This is a genomic window from Mycobacterium sp. IEC1808, assembly GCF_002101935.1.
GTDB lineage: Bacteria > Actinomycetota > Actinomycetes > Mycobacteriales > Mycobacteriaceae > Mycobacterium.
This window is the reverse complement of the sequence record NZ_LQPV01000007.1, coordinates 36,965-51,003: the sequence shown is the minus strand read 5'-3', so window position 1 is coordinate 51,003 and position 14,039 is coordinate 36,965. Positions and strand designations below refer to the sequence as shown.

13 protein-coding genes are annotated in these 14,039 nt (G+C 70.2%); 4 read left to right on the top strand and 9 right to left on the bottom strand.

Annotated elements, in window-relative coordinates:
• Positions 1-3: 3 nt before the first annotated feature.
• From AWB92_RS05445 to AWB92_RS05435, 3 genes are read right to left on the bottom strand one after another with little or no spacing between them, the layout of a single operon-like run.
• Complete coding sequence (locus AWB92_RS05445; RefSeq protein ID WP_085184402.1) at positions 4-714, bottom strand: HNH endonuclease family protein; 711 nt, start codon at positions 712-714, stop codon at positions 4-6.
• Positions 711-2,951, bottom strand: coding sequence for an ATP-dependent DNA helicase RecG (gene recG / locus AWB92_RS05440; protein ID WP_085184401.1), 2,241 nt, complete (start codon positions 2,949-2,951; stop codon positions 711-713). Before recG ends, AWB92_RS05445 begins: the two co-directional genes overlap by 4 nt.
• Positions 2,952-2,953: 2 nt before the next feature.
• Positions 2,954-4,627 carry a DAK2 domain-containing protein gene (locus AWB92_RS05435; protein WP_142281948.1) on the bottom strand — a complete coding sequence of 558 codons (1,674 nt, stop codon included), beginning with the start codon at positions 4,625-4,627 and terminating at the stop codon, positions 2,954-2,956.
• A 247-nt stretch (positions 4,628-4,874) separates the two neighbouring features.
• Between AWB92_RS05435 and rpmB the strand changes: the two genes are divergently transcribed.
• A complete protein-coding gene (gene rpmB / locus AWB92_RS05430) occupies positions 4,875-5,069 on the top strand; it encodes a 50S ribosomal protein L28 (RefSeq protein ID WP_066930307.1) in 195 nt (64 codons plus the stop codon).
• Positions 5,070-5,148: 79 nt separating this feature from the next.
• On the opposite strand, the gene AWB92_RS05425 is transcribed toward rpmB, so the two are convergent.
• From AWB92_RS05425 to AWB92_RS05410, 4 genes are read right to left on the bottom strand one after another with little or no spacing between them, the layout of a single operon-like run.
• Positions 5,149-6,081 carry an NADP-dependent oxidoreductase gene (locus AWB92_RS05425; RefSeq protein ID WP_085184421.1) on the bottom strand — a complete coding sequence of 311 codons (933 nt, stop codon included), beginning with the start codon at positions 6,079-6,081 and terminating at the stop codon, positions 5,149-5,151.
• A gap of 5 nt (positions 6,082-6,086) precedes the next feature.
• Complete coding sequence (locus AWB92_RS05420; protein ID WP_085184400.1) at positions 6,087-6,770, bottom strand: uracil-DNA glycosylase; 684 nt, start codon at positions 6,768-6,770, stop codon at positions 6,087-6,089.
• A complete protein-coding gene (locus tag AWB92_RS05415) occupies positions 6,767-7,057 on the bottom strand; it encodes a DUF1330 domain-containing protein (RefSeq protein ID WP_085184399.1) in 291 nt (96 codons plus the stop codon). Before AWB92_RS05415 ends, AWB92_RS05420 begins: the two co-directional genes overlap by 4 nt.
• A 9-nt stretch (positions 7,058-7,066) precedes the next feature.
• The gene (locus AWB92_RS05410) at positions 7,067-8,029 is read right to left on the bottom strand and encodes a thiamine-phosphate kinase (protein WP_085184398.1); all 963 of its coding nucleotides are present in this window, start codon (positions 8,027-8,029) and stop codon (positions 7,067-7,069) included.
• Positions 8,030-8,201: 172 nt separating this feature from the next.
• Between AWB92_RS05410 and AWB92_RS05405 the strand changes: the two genes are divergently transcribed.
• Complete coding sequence (locus AWB92_RS05405; RefSeq protein WP_085184397.1) at positions 8,202-8,717, top strand: DUF3515 domain-containing protein; 516 nt, start codon at positions 8,202-8,204, stop codon at positions 8,715-8,717.
• 55 nt (positions 8,718-8,772) lie between these two features.
• On the opposite strand, the gene AWB92_RS05400 is transcribed toward AWB92_RS05405, so the two are convergent.
• Together AWB92_RS05400 and AWB92_RS05395 are read right to left on the bottom strand one after the other, a co-directional pair.
• Complete coding sequence (locus AWB92_RS05400) at positions 8,773-9,882, bottom strand: D-alanine--D-alanine ligase family protein (RefSeq protein ID WP_085184396.1); 1,110 nt, start codon at positions 9,880-9,882, stop codon at positions 8,773-8,775.
• A gap of 79 nt (positions 9,883-9,961) precedes the next feature.
• Positions 9,962-10,981, bottom strand: coding sequence for an NAD(P)H-dependent glycerol-3-phosphate dehydrogenase (locus tag AWB92_RS05395; protein WP_085184395.1), 1,020 nt, complete (start codon positions 10,979-10,981; stop codon positions 9,962-9,964).
• A 91-nt stretch (positions 10,982-11,072) separates the two neighbouring features.
• Between AWB92_RS05395 and cofC the strand changes: the two genes are divergently transcribed.
• Entirely contained in the window at positions 11,073-11,729 is a 657-nt protein-coding gene (gene cofC, locus AWB92_RS05390; protein WP_085184394.1) for a 2-phospho-L-lactate guanylyltransferase, read from the top strand.
• Positions 11,730-11,834: 105 nt separating this feature from the next.
• Positions 11,835-14,024, top strand: coding sequence for an RNA degradosome polyphosphate kinase (locus AWB92_RS05385; RefSeq protein ID WP_085184393.1), 2,190 nt, complete (start codon positions 11,835-11,837; stop codon positions 14,022-14,024).
• The last annotated feature ends 15 nt before the right edge of the window (positions 14,025-14,039 follow it).

The window sequence follows — 14,039 nt, the reverse complement described above, 5'->3', positions numbered from 1 at the left end:
GGGCTACCCCGCCGGGCAGGTGGCCGCGGCCTGCCGCAGCACCCCTGCCGACGGCTGGTCGACCGGCAACTGGTAACCGCGCAGCACCGCGATGAACTGCATCGCGTACTGACACGCGAACGCGGTGTTCGGCGGCATCCACTGGGCCGGCGGCGAATCGCCCTTGTCCTGGTTGGCCTGGCCCTCGACGGCCAGCAGGTTGGCCGGATCGTTCGCGAAGCGCAGCCGCTCGGGGAGCGGCCAGCCGTAGGCCCCCATGTCCCAGGCGTAGGCCAGCGGGACGATGTGGTCGATCTGCACCGCCTCGCCGACCTTGGCGCCGCGCTGAAATATCACGGTGGTGTTGGTGTACGGGTCGTGCAGGGTTCCGGTCGCCACCGCGTTCGGGCACCGCTTGATCGAGACGTAGGTCTTGTCGACGAGGTCGCGGTCCAGGATGTCGTCGCGGGTGTCACACCCGTTGTGCCCGAGCGGGGCGTCGTTGTTGTCGTCCCAGGCGTCGCCGAACGCCGCGCGGCGGTAGTCATAGCGGTGGGCCCGCTCCGGCAGCACCGCGACGCCCGCGAGCACATCGGTGCCGGGTTGCACCGTGGGGACGTCGGCGCGGGCGGCGACCTCCGCGTTTTTGGCCGAGAGCGTTCCCAGCGTCTGGTAGGCGACCAGCACCGCGAGCACCGCGGCCGCCGCCAACCACAGCAGCAGCTTCCGGTTCACGCTTTGTCCAAATAATCGATCCGGTCGGTGTCGGTGAAACGCGCCGCCAGCAAGGCCAATTCGGGGTTGGTGGGATCCCGCTCGTAGGTCCGCACGCAGTAGTCGCGGGCGGCCTCGATGTACGTTCCGTGATCGGCCAGCGACAGCAGCCGCAACGTCACGGCCCTGCCGGATTGGTTGCGGCCCAGCACATCTCCCTCGCGGCGTTCCTTGAGGTCCAGGTCGGCGAGGGCGAAGCCGTCCATGGTCTCGGCCACGGCGCGCAGCCGTCGACCGGCCTGCGAATCCGGCGGGACCCAGCTGGCCAGCAGGCACAGGCTCGGATGCTCGCCCCGTCCGATGCGGCCGCGCAGCTGATGCAGCTGGCTGATGCCGAACCGGTCGGCGTCCATCACCAGCATGATCGTGGCGTTGGGGACGTCGACACCGACCTCAATGACGGTGGTGCACACCAGGACATCGACGTCACCCGCCCGGAAGGCGGCCATCGCGGCGTCCTTCTCGTCGGCCGACAACCGCCCGTGCATCAGGGCCAGCCGCAGGTCCGCCAACTCCCCTGAGCGCAATCGGTCGAACAGTCCCACCGCGGTCGCCGACGGACGGCGGCCCTCCTCGTTTTCCTTTTCCTTTTCGTTCTCCTTTCCGCTGTCGTCGGTCTCGTCGATTCGCGGCGCCACCACATAGACCTGGCGGCCCGCGGAGACCTCCTCGATGATGCGATGCCAGGCACGCTCGAGCCAGGTGGGCTTGTCGCCGATGAAGATGACGTTGGTGGCGATCGGCCGGCGCCCGCGCGGGAGCTCGCGCAGCGTCGAGGTCTCCAGGTCGCCGTACACGGTGAGCGCGACGGTTCGCGGTATCGGCGTCGCGGTCATCACCAGCAGGTGCGGGGTGATCCCCGCGGGAGCCTTCGCGCGCAACTGATCCCGCTGCTCGACACCGAACCGGTGCTGCTCGTCGACCACCACCATGCCCAGGTTGTGAAAGTTCACCGCGTCCTGCAGCAGCGCGTGGGTGCCGATGACGATGCCAACCTGGCCGCTCGCGACCTCATCGCGGACCTGCTTCTTCTGCGCCGCGGTCATCGAGCCGGTCAGCAGCGCCACCCGCGTCGCGTTGTCCGCCCCGCCCAGCTGGCCCGCCATCGCCAACTCGCCGAGGACATCGCGGATCGACCGGAGGTGTTGCGCGGCAAGGACTTCCGTGGGCGCCAGCAGCGCACACTGGTAGCCCGCGTCGACCATCTGCAGCATCGCCAGCACCGACACGATCGTCTTGCCCGAGCCGACCTCGCCCTGCAGCAGGCGGTTCATCGGACGGGTCGCGGCCAGCCCGTCGGACAGCACGGCGAGCACCTCGCGCTGCCCCGCCGTCAGCTCGAAGGGCAACCGCCGCAACAACTCCGCCGCCAGGCCGTCGTCGCGTCGCGGTGCAGGCGGGCCGGATTGCGACAGCTCGCCGTGCCGGCGGCCGACCAGCGCCCACTGCAGGCCGACGGCCTCGTCGAAGGTCAATCGCTCACGCGCCCTTTGTCGTTCGCGCTCGTCCTCCGAGAGGTGAATCGCGCGCAGTGCCTCGTCCTCGGAGATCAGGCCCAGCTGGCTACGCAAATCGTCGGGAAGCGGGTCGGGCACCGGGTCCAGGACGTCGAGCACCTGGCGGACGGTCGCGAAGATGTCCCAGCTCTGCAATTTCGCGCTGGCGGGATAGATCGCGAAGAAGCGACGTTCGTACGCATCCACGACCTCTTCGGCGGTGCTGGCTCGTGACGCGCCTGCGATTTTCGCCAGCGACTTGGTGCCGTGCGCCTTGCCGTCCGGCGAATCGAGGATGAGGAAGGCGGGGTGCGTGAACTGCATCGTGCCCTTGTAGTAACCGACTTCCCCGGACAACATCACCTTGGTGTGCTTGGTCAGCTCCTTGCTGATCCAGCCGGCGTTGAAAAACGTCGCCGTCACCTTGTTGCGGCCGCTGCCAACGGTGATGCGGCAGTACTTCTTCTTCGGGTCCTTGTTCATCGACTTCGTGAAGGCATCCGTGATGACGTCGACGATGGTGATGTGCTCGCCCTCCTCGGGCCGCTCGTCGCCGAAGCCCCATAGGCTCGCGCCTTCGGAGTAGCCACGCGGGTAGTGGCGCAGCAGGTCGTCAACGGTCCGGATGCCGAATATCTCGTCGAGCAGTTTGACCACCTTGCCGCCCACGACGAAGGTCAGCCGGTCGGAAAGCGACGCCACGGCTACTCGACCCCGATCAGCAGGACGTCGCCGCGGTGGCCGGTACGGTAGGTCATCAGCTCGGTCCCCGGATGGTGGTCGTGCACGTGGTCCTGCAGGACGTCGCCCACCGCGGCGGCGGCCTGATCGTCAATGCCGGAGCCGATCAGCACCGTCACCAGGTCGCCCCCGGATGCCAGCAGCAGGTCGAGCAGGCCGATCGCCGCCCCGGCCACGTCGGGGGCCACGATGAGCACCTCGTCGCCCGCGATGCCCAGGCCGTCGCCCGGCTGACAGCGACCGGCCCAGGTCAACGCGCTCTCGGTCGCGACGCGCACCGACGCGTGCCGGGCCGCGCCGGCGGCGCGGGCCATGGTGAAGCCGTCGTCGACCGCCTGCCGGTCCGCATCGTGCACGGCCAGTGCGGCCAGTCCCTGCACCATCGAGCCCGTCGGTATCGGCACCACGTCGATCCCCCACCCGATGGCCGCCGTGCAGCCGGCCACCAACTCCTCGGCGGCCACATACCCGTTGGGCAGCACCATCACCTGGGCGGCGCCCGTGTCGACGACGGCCCGCACCAGCTGGTGGGCGCTGATGTCGCCGATGTCCGAATCGGGCCGCAGCACGCTGGCGCCCTCGCCGGAGAACAGCTCGGCGGCGCCGTCGCCGTCCACGACCGCCAGCACCGCGCGTTCGCGCGTCCAGCCGCCGGCGGGCATCCCGGTGGCACCGGAGGTCAGCGCCGAGATGACGATGCGGCTGAGCCGCCCGGCCGCCAGGCCCGCCTCGACGGCGGCGCCGGCGTCATCGGTGTGCACGTGCACGGAGTAGCTGTCGGTGGATTCCTGCGCGGCCGCCGCGGCGATGGCCACGGAATCCCCGAGGCTCTCGAGCCGATTGCGCAGCGCGTCCCCGGCGGCCGAATCGCAGCCGTCCAGCCGGTACATCACCTCGAACTGCGGCGCCGGTTGTTCGGCGGCCGCTTCGGGTCGGTGCGCCCGCGGCGACGGCGCGTACACCGCGCGGCGGGGCGCCTGACCGCTGACCGCGCAGCGCAGCGCGTCCAGCAGCACGAGCAGGCCACGCCCGCCGGCGTCGACGGCACCGGCGTGAGCGAGGACGTCGAGCTGCTCGGGGGTCTTTTCCAGCGCGATCACCGCCGCATCGCCCGCGGCGGTGATCGCGGCGGACAGGCCCTCGTCGGCGCAACCCTCGACGGCCTCGGCGGCGGCCCGCAACACCGAGACGATGGTTCCCGGGACTTCGGCGCCGCCCATCGACGCGATGACCAGCTCCACGCCGCGCCGCAACGCGGCCCCGAGCATGGCGGCATCCATGTGGGGCAGCTCGCCGCCGGCGTCGGCCGCCGCGGCCGCGGTGACATCGGCGATGCCGCGCAGGATTTGCGACAGTATCACCCCGGAATTGCCGCGCGCGCCGTTCAATGCACCGGCCGACAGGGCCGCGGCCACCCGCGCCACGCACCCGTCCCCGCCGTCCGCGCCCGCTCCTGCCGAAGCCTCCGCCAGCGCGGAACGCATGGTGAACAGCATGTTCGCACCCGTGTCGGAGTCGGCGACCGGGAAGACGTTGAGCCGGTTGATCTCGTCGATGTGGGTGATCAGGTCGCTGACGGCGGTGTGGGCCCAGTTCCGCAGGGCAGGGGCGTCCAGCAGCGCCTCTGACGTGCCCAAGCGACCCACCTCCCTCGGAGCCTCCCAGCGGCCGGCCACGGCGGCGCGCCCTCTGCCTGAACGCGCCGACCCATCGAGCCTAGCCAGAGCGGGCGACAATGACGGGGCCACGTCGCCGGCCGGGTGTTGATCGTTTTGGTGGTTGCCCATGTCAGTCGGTATCCTGGGCTGGCCCGAGTCATTCCGGGCTGTCCCGGCCCTAGCCAGACCGCCGAGCCGGACCCCGATCATTTGAGGAGCTTGAACGATGGCCGCTGTGTGCGATATCTGCGGGAAAGGCCCCGGCTTCGGCAAGTCGGTGTCGCACTCCCACCGCCGCACCAGCCGCCGGTGGGACCCCAACGTCCAGACCGTGCACGTCGTCACCCGCCCGGGTGGCAACAAGAAGCGGCTGAACGTCTGCACGTCCTGCATCAAGGCCGGCAAGGTCGTCCGCGGCTAGTTACGGTTCCCCGCAGCGAGACCGCCGCTGGCGTGGAAGTCACTCGACCTTTTCCGCGCCACCGTCGATCTCGACGAAGCTAGCCGCGAACGACGATGACGGTCTTGCCCGCGCGCCGGCCCGGCTGACGGCCGCTTTCGAACGCCTCCCGCCCCTGCTCCAGGGGAAACGTCCCGGCGATTTCGACGTGCAGCCGTCCACCGTCGACGAGCGCGGCAAGTTCGGCAAGCTGATCCCCATTGGGCGTGACGATGAAAAACGTTGCGGTGATGCCGTATTCATCGGCCTTGCCGGCCGACGGCGGCGCCGAGAGGGTGACCAACCGTCCACCGCGACGTACCACGCCGAACGACCGGTCCAGGGTCTCGCCGCCGACGGTGTCAATGACGACGTCGTAGGCGGCGGCGCCTTCGTCGAAAGCTTCTGAGCGAACGTCGATTACGCGTGCGGCTCCCAAACCACGCAGGAGCTCGCCGGCATCGCTGCGCACGGTCGCGGTGACGCGCGCCCCGAGGATCGCGGCCAGTTGGACCGTCAGCAGCCCGACCCCGCCCGCCCCGCCGAGCACCAGGACCTCCTCCCCGGGCTGCACCGCGGCCTGGTCAACCAGCGCCTGCAGGGCGGTCAACCCGCCCATCGGCAGCGCGGCGGCGGCAACGTGCGACACCGTCGAAGGCTTGGCGGCCAGGCCGGCGGCCGGCACCGCGACGTATTCGGCCGCCGCGCCGTCGCGATCGAATCCGACCAATCCGTACACTTCGTCGCCGGGCTTGAAATCTGTTACGCCCGAGGAGATTTCGGACACCACACCAGACACTTCATGCGACGGGATGACCGGGACCCGGCTGACGCCGTCGGTAGTCCACGTCTCGTCCCAGGTCAGCTCGTCGAACGTGATGGCCGCGGCGTGCACAGCCACCAAGACCTCACCGGCGACAGGTACCGGGACGGGCGCGCGCTCGACGACCAGCACCTCCGGGCCGCCCCGGCGGTGCGCGCGCAGGGCGATCATCTCGGTCACGGCAGCCTCCAATCGATAGGGTCGGCGCCCATTGAAGTCAGCAGCTCGTTGGCGCGGCTGAACGGACGCGAGCCGAAAAAGCCGCGGGACGCCGACAGCGGCGAGGGATGCGGCGACTCGATCGCCACGCAATTGCCCTCGGCCAGAATGGGTTTCAGCGTTGACGCGTCGCGACCCCACAGGATGGCCACCAGCGGCAGCGACCGCCCGGCCAGCGCGCGAATCGCGCACTCGGTCACCGCCTCCCAGCCCTTGCCCCGGTGCGACGCCGGGTTGTTGGGCCGCACCGTGAGCACCCTGTTCAGCAGCATCACGCCGCGCTCGGCCCAGGGCGTCAGGTCGCCGCACGCCGGCTGGGGGTGGCCCAGGTCGGCGGCGTACTCGTCGAAGATGTTGGCCAGGCTACGGGGCAGCGGCCGCACGTCGGGCGCCACCGAGAAGCTCAGGCCCACGGCATGCCCGGGCGTCGGGTAGGGATCCTGCCCGACGATCAGCACCCTGACGCCGTCGAACGGATAGGTGAAGGCGCGCAACACGTTTGGTCCCGCCGGCAGGTACCGGCGACCCGCGGCGATCTCGTCCCGCAGGAACTGCCCCATCTGGGCGACCTGGTCGCTGACGGGCTTGAGCGCGGTGGCCCAGCCCGGCTCGACGAGCTCGCTCAACGGGCGCGCGGTCATTGCAGCCCTTGCACGAGCAGCACCACCGTGTCGGCCCCCGCCCGCCGGTCCTTCGCGATCTCCTCGTATTCGGGCGATTGCACGAATGCGTAAAAGGCTGCCTCGTCGGGAAAACGCATCAACACCAGCTTCTCGCGGTCCCACTGGCCCTCGGCGACCTTCGGCGACTCGTCGGCGGCGAGCAGCGCTCCCGGGTGCCGACGGAAGACCTCCATCAACCTCGCCTGGTACCGGTCGTAGGCCGCCCGGTCGGTGAACTTCAGCTGGGCGATCGCGTAGACGGTCACCGCGTCACCCTAATACGACTGCCAGCCCGCGTAACCGCTCCACTCCGCGCCGTCGACGAGCACCCGGGCCGGCCCGTCGAGCACGCGACCGATGACACGCCACCCCGTCGGCGCCGGTCCGGCGAAACACGCGGCCAGGGCGTGGTCCTCACCGCCACCGAGCACCCACGCCAGGGGGTCCTCGCCGACCACGTGCCCGGCGGCGGCCAGCGCGTCGCGGCCCGCGGCCAGCGGCGCGGTGGACAAATCGATCCCCACCCCGGAGGCCTCCGCGACGTGGCGCAGGTCGGCGATCAGGCCGTCGGAGACGTCGATCATCGCCTGCGCGCCCGCGGCCGCGGCCACGGCGCCCTGCCCATAGGGCGGCTCCGGCACCAGGTGGCCGCGCCGCAGCTCCTCGAAACCCTCAATGCCCTTCTCCCACAACGAATACCCCGCCGCGGAGCGGCCCAGCTCACCGGCGACGGCGACCACCGAGCCGGGCCTCGCGCCGGACCGCAACACGGGAGCGCGGCCCTCGAGGTCGCCCAGCACGGTCACCGACAGCACCCACTGCGGGGCACTGACCAGGTCGCCGCCGGCGATGCCGGCGCCGATCCGGCCCGCCTCGTCCCACATCCCGTCGACCAGCGCGTCGACCTGCGCGGCCGGCGTGTCGCCGGGTGCCGCGAAGCCGACGACGAAGGCCGTGGCCCGCCCGCCCATCGCCTCGATGTCGGCGGCGTTCTGGGCGATCGCTTTGCGGCCGACGTCGCGGGGTGTCGACCAGTCCAGCCGAAAGTGCCGGTCCTGCACCAGGACATCGGTCGAAACCAGGGTGCGACCGTCGCCCGCCGTCACCAGCGCCGCGTCATCGCCCGGCCCGAGCAGCACCGCGTCGGGTTGCCGGCGGCCGCGCACCAGCCGATCGATGACCGCGAATTCTCCGAGCCGCGCCAGCGTGGGGAACTCCCCCGATGTGTCGTCGCGCACGCCACCTCCTCGCCCGTCCCGCGCCACCGTACGCCGCCCGACCTGCGGTAAGTTAGATCCCTGCCCGCGCGAGCGGACCGCGCCAGTGTAAGAGAAGCAAGGAGGTGCGCGGGCGGTGACGACCGACCCCGCAAGCGGCCCAGTTACCGATACCGGACCACCGCGCGCCGTGATGATCGCGGCGGTGGCGCTGGCCGTCGTGGCGATCGGCGTGATCCTGGCCATCGCGGCCACCCGCCAGGCGCCGCCCCAACCGGTGACCGTCGCGGCCTTCCCCGCGCCCCAGGCGAACAGCGCCGCGTGCCGGGCGCTGGCGGGTGCGCTGCCGCAGCGGCTCGGGGACTATCAACGCGCGCAGCTGTCGCAGCCGGCGCCCGACGGCGCGGCGGCCTGGCGGACCTCACCCGACAGCCAGCCGGTGGTGTTGCGCTGCGGGCTCGATCGCCCCGCCGAGTTCGTGGTGGGGTCGCCGATCCAGGTCGTCGATCGGGTGCAGTGGTTTGAGGTGGCCGCCGGCCAGCAATCCGCGGGTGAGGCCGGGCGCGCCACCTGGTACACGGTCGACCGGCCGGTGTACGTGGCGCTCACGCTGCCCGCGGGATCGGGACCGACGCCCATCCAGCAGCTCTCCGAAGCGATCGACCACACCATGGCCGCCGTGCCGATCGACCCGGCACCCGCGCGCTAGCCCAATGGCGGCGACCCGCCGCGCCCGGCTATGCCGCGCTTGCGATCGCCACTAGTCAGCGCAGACCAACGCCCCGCGCCAACGCCGTCTCCACCATGATCGCGAGCAGGGCGGGATAGTCGACCCCGCTGGCCGCCCACATCCGCGGGTACATCGAGGTGGTCGTGAAACCCGGCATCGTGTTGATTTCGTTGATGATCGGCCCGTTTTCGGTGAGAAAGAAGTCGACCCGGGCCAGGCCCTGGCAGTCGATGGCGTTGAACGCGCGGATCGCCAATTGGCGCACCGCGTCGGCGATTTCGTCCTCGACCTTCGCGGGCACGTCCAATTCGGCTGCGTCCTCGAGGTATTTCGTCGCGAAGTCGTAAAACGAGTCCTCGCGGCCCCGCACCCCGGCCACCCGGATCTCGCCCACCGTGCTGGCTTGCACTGTGCCATCGGGCATTTCGAGGACGCCGCACTCCAGCTCGCGACCGTTGATCGCCGCCTCGACGATCACCTTCGGATCGTGCCGGCGGGCGTTCGCGACCGCGGCGGGCAACTCGTCCCAACTCGCGACCCGGCCGACACCGATCGAGGAGCCGCCGCGCGCGGGCTTGACGAACACCGGCAGGCCCAAACGCTCGCGCTCGTCGAGGTTCAGCGCCGCCCGCGGCGCACGCAGCACCGCGTGCGGGCCGACCGGAAGTCCCTCGGCGACAAGGAGCTTCTTCATGAACTCCTTGTCCATGCCCGCGGCGCTGGCCAGCACCCCGGCGCCGACGTAGGGCACCCCGGCGAGTTCGAGCAGCCCCTGGATCGTGCCGTCCTCGCCGTACGGGCCGTGCAGCACCGGAAACACCACGTCGACCGCCGTCAAAACCTCGCCGGCGCCCGGCGACAGCGACGCCAGCTCACCTGCGCGCCCAGGATCTGCAGACAGGGCCAACTCGGTGCCCGAATCGGCGGTCACCTCGGGCAACCGCCGATCGGTGATCGCCAACGCATCCGGGTCGCCGTCGGTGAGCACCCACGAACCCTGCGGGGTGATGCCGATCGCGACCACCTCGAAGCGCTGCGGGTCGAGGTTGCGCAGAATGCTGCCCGCCGACACGCACGAGATGGCGTGCTCGTTGCTGCGCCCGCCGAACACGACGGCCACGCGCACGCGCTCGCTGGCATTCACAACCTGGAGAGGCTACCGGTACCTACGCGCGGGGGCCGGGCACCGCACCGCCACCTGGGCTTTCGCCCGCCGGGGCGTCTCATTCGGGCTTGGTGCTGCGGCCCAGCAGCAGCGCCATCGCCTCCTCCACCGACAAACCCTTGTGACACACCCGGTGCACGGCGTCGGTGAGCGGCATCTCCACGTCGTAGCTGGACGCCAGCGCCAGCACGGCCTCGCAGGACGTCACGCCCTCGACGACGTGCCCCTCCCCCGCGTGTGTGGCCGACTCCAGTGTTCCGCCGCGGCCCAGGCATTCGCCGAACGACCGGTTGCGCGAGTGCGGCGAGGTGCAGGTGGCCACCAGGTCTCCGACGCCGGCCAGCCCGGCCAGCGTCGCCCCCTTGGCGCCCAGCGCGATCCCCAACCGCATGATCTCCGCCAGGCCGCGGGTGATGATCGCCGCGGCGGTGTTTTCGCCGAGCCCGACACCGGCCGCCATCCCGCAGGCGAGCGCGATGACGTTCTTGCACGCCCCGCCGATCTCGGTGCCGACCACGTCGCTGTTGGTATAAGGACGGAAGTAGCCGCTGTTGAGCATGCGCTGCACGGCGACCGCGCGCCCGGAGTCGCTGCATGCGACGACCGTCGCGGTGGGCTGGCACTGGGCGATCTCACTGGCCAGGTTCGGCCCTGAGATGACCGCGACCTGTGCGGCATCCACGCCGGTCACCGAAACGATCACCTGACTCATCCGCATGAGGGTGCCCAGCTCGATGCCCTTGGCCAGGCTGACCAGGGTCGCGCCGTCGGCCACCAGCGGCGCCCACCGCTCGAGGTTGCCGCGCATCGTCTGCGCCGGCACCCCGAGCAGCACCGTCGTCGCGCCGGCCAGGGCCTCGCTCGCGTCGGTGGTGGCGCGGATGCCGGGCGGCAACAGCGTGCCGGGCAGATAGGCGGGGTTATATCGGGTGCCGTTGATCTCGTCGGCGACGTCGGAGCGCCGCGCCCACAGCACAACTTGTGCTTCCGGTCCGCCCGCGTCCGCGAGCACCTTGGCCAGCGCCGTGCCCCACGCACCGGCGCCCATCACCGCAACGGCGCCGTCTGTGCCGGCCATCAGTCACCCCCGTCCAAGCCGGTTACGTCCTCAACGCGGATCACGCTACCGCGACGCCGGGTCGGCGCGGTCGCGCTGGCAGGATGGCGGGATGAGCGGCACACGGGCCGAGGGGGCGGACGACGGCGCGGGTGACGTCGCGTTGATCATCGCCGTCAAGCGGCTGGCCGCCGCCAAGACCCGCCTGGCCCCGGTGTTCTCGGCGCCGCGGCGGGAGAAGGTGGTGCTGGCCATGCTGGTCGACACCCTGACCGCCGCGTCGGGCGTCGAGGCGTTGGGCTCGATCACCGTCGTCACGCCCGACGACGCCGCGGCGGCTGCGGCGGCCGAGCTCGGGGCCGCCGTGCTGGCCGACCCGACGCCCGAGGGCGACCGCGACCCGCTGAATAGCGCGATCGTCGCCGCCGAACGAGCGGTGGCCGGGGCCTTCACCAATGTCGTTGTGCTGCAAGGTGATCTGCCGGCGCTGCAGACCCAGGAGCTGGCCGAGGCGATCGCCGCCGCGCGCCCGCATCGGCGCAGCTTCGTCGCCGACCGGCTGGCCACTGGGACCGCCGCGCTCTGCGCGTTCGGCGCCGCGCTGGATCCGCAGTTCGGCCCGGATTCGTGCGCGCGGCACCGGCGTTCGGGCGCGATCGAGCTGACGGGCGCGTGGCCCGGCCTGCGCTGCGACGTCGATACCCCCGCCGACCTGGCGGCCGCGCGCCGTCTCGGAGTCGGCGCGGCGACCGCCCGCGCCATCAAATAGCGCGAGCGCAGCAGTAACGAAAACCCGCCACAGCAAATCTGTACGAGCGATGAACGGCGCGCCAACTGCGAATGGATGTCCGCCGAGCGCTAGCAGCACCAGCGGGTGATGAGCAATGATCGCATGGTGACCGAAACCGAAGCCGAGGCACGGCCCGACGAGACCACATGGCATTCCGGCGAGGCCGACGTGGCCGCACCGCCGGCCGCGACCCCCGCCGCGATCTCCGACGAGCTGCCGGAGGACCGCTACCTCAACCGCGAACTGAGCTGGCTGGACTTCAACGCGCGCGTGCTCGCGCTGGCCGACGACAACTCGCTGCCGCTGCTGGAGCGCGCGAAGTTCCTGGCGATCTTCGCGTCCAATCTCGACGAGTTCTACATGGTGCGGGTCGCCGGCCTCAAGCGCCGCGACGAGATGGGCCTGTCCGTCCGGTCGGCCGACGGGCTGACACCGCGTGAGCAACTGGCCGTCATCGGCGAACAGACCCAGCGAATCGCCACGAGGCACGCGCGGGTGTTCCTCGATTCGGTACGACCGGCGCTCGCCGAGGAAGGCATCCACATCGTCACGTGGGCCGATCTGGATCAGCCGGAGCGCGACGAATTGTCGACCTATTTCAGCGAACAAGTCTTTCCCGTCTTGACGCCGCTGGCCGTCGACCCCGCTCACCCATTCCCATTCGTCAGCGGCTTGAGCTTGAACCTCGCGGTCATGGTGCGCCAGCCCGAGGATGGCGGCCAGCACTTCGCCCGGGTCAAGGTGCCGAACAACGTCGATCGCTTCGTCGAGCTCGACATCCGCGGCGCCGACGGTGAGGGACCGGAGATCGTCCGCTATCTCCCGATGGAAGAACTGATCGCAGCCTTTCTGCCCGAGCTGTTCCCGGGTATGGAGATCGTTGAGCATCACGCGTTCCGCATCACCCGCAACGCGGACTACGAGGTTGAAGAGGACCGCGACGAGGACCTGCTGCAGGCACTGGAGCGGGAGCTGGCGCGCAGGCGATTCGGTTCGCCGGTGCGGCTCGAGATCGCCGACGACATGACCGAAAGCATGCTCGAACTGCTGCTGCGCGAACTCGACGTGCACCCCGGTGACGTCATCGAAGTGCCCGGCCTGCTCGACCTTTCGTCGTTGTGGCAGATCTACGGCATCGAGCGGCCGGCGCTCAAGGATCCGACATTCGTGCCCGACACCCACCCCGCCTTCGCCGACCGCGAAACACCGCGGAGCATCTTCGCGACGCTGCGCGAAGGTGATGTGTTGCTTCATCATCCGTATGACTCGTTCTCCACCAGCGTGCAGCGATTCATCGAGCAGTCCGCCGCCGACCCCAACGTGCTGGCGATCAAGCAGACGTTGTACCGCACCTCCGGTGATTCGCCGATCGTTCGGGCGCTGATCGCCGCGGCCGAGGCCGGAAAGCAAGTGGTGGCAATGGTGGAGATCAAGGCGCGCTTCGACGAACAGGCCAACATCCGCTGGGCGCGCACACTTGAGCAGGCGGGCGTGCACGTGGTCTACGGCTACGTCGGACTGAAGACGCACTGCAAGACCTGTCTGGTGGTGCGCCGCGAAGGCTCGGCGATCCGTCGCTACTGCCACATCGGGACCGGCAACTACAACGGGAAGACGGCGCGGCTGTACGAGGACGTCGGTCTGCTCACAGCTTCCCCCGAAATCGGGGCCGATCTGACCGATTTGTTCAATTCGCTAACCGGCTACTCGCGCAAGGTTTCCTACCGCAATCTTCTGGTCGCCCCGCACAGCATCCGCACGGGCATCATCGAACGCGTCGAGCGCGAGATCGCCGCCCACCGCGAACACGGCGGCGGCCGGATCCGGATGAAGATGAACGCTCTGGTCGACGAGCAGGTGATCGACGCGTTGTACCGCGCGTCGCGGGCGGGTGTGCGGGTCGAGGTGGTGGTGCGCGGCATCTGCGCGCTGCGCCCCGGAGCAGAAGGCTTTTCGGAGAACATCTCGGTCCGTTCGATCCTGGGCCGCTTCCTGGAGCACTCGCGGATCATGCATTTCAACCGACTCAACGAGTTCTGGATCGGCAGCGCCGACATGATGCACCGCAACCTCGACCGGCGCGTCGAGGCGCTGGTTCAGGTCAAGGATCCGCGACTCACGGCCTATCTGGACGACTTGTTCGAATCCGCCCTGGATCCCTCGACCCGGTGCTGGGAACTGGGTCCCGACGGGCAGTGGACCGCGTCACCCCAGGAGGGTCACACCGTGCGCGACCATCAGGAATCGCTGATGGAGCGGCACCGCAGCCCCTGACGCCGTGTGATAGCT

Excerpts from the sequence above, each read along its gene's own strand:
- AWB92_RS05405 (WP_085184397.1), top strand. The coding sequence starts at position 8,202 with ATGATCGCGGCGGTGGCGCTGGCCGTCGTGGCGATCGGCGTGATCCTG.
- AWB92_RS05420 (WP_085184400.1), bottom strand. The coding sequence starts at position 6,770 with ATGACCGCGCGCCCGTTGAGCGAGCTCGTCGAGCCGGGCTGGGCCACC.
- AWB92_RS05395 (WP_085184395.1), bottom strand. The coding sequence starts at position 10,981 with ATGGCCGGCACAGACGGCGCCGTTGCGGTGATGGGCGCCGGTGCGTGG.
- AWB92_RS05425 (WP_085184421.1), bottom strand. The coding sequence starts at position 6,081 with ATGATCGCCCTGCGCGCGCACCGCCGGGGCGGCCCGGAGGTGCTGGTC.
- rpmB (WP_066930307.1), top strand. The coding sequence starts at position 4,875 with ATGGCCGCTGTGTGCGATATCTGCGGGAAAGGCCCCGGCTTCGGCAAG.
- cofC (WP_085184394.1), top strand. The coding sequence starts at position 11,073 with ATGAGCGGCACACGGGCCGAGGGGGCGGACGACGGCGCGGGTGACGTC.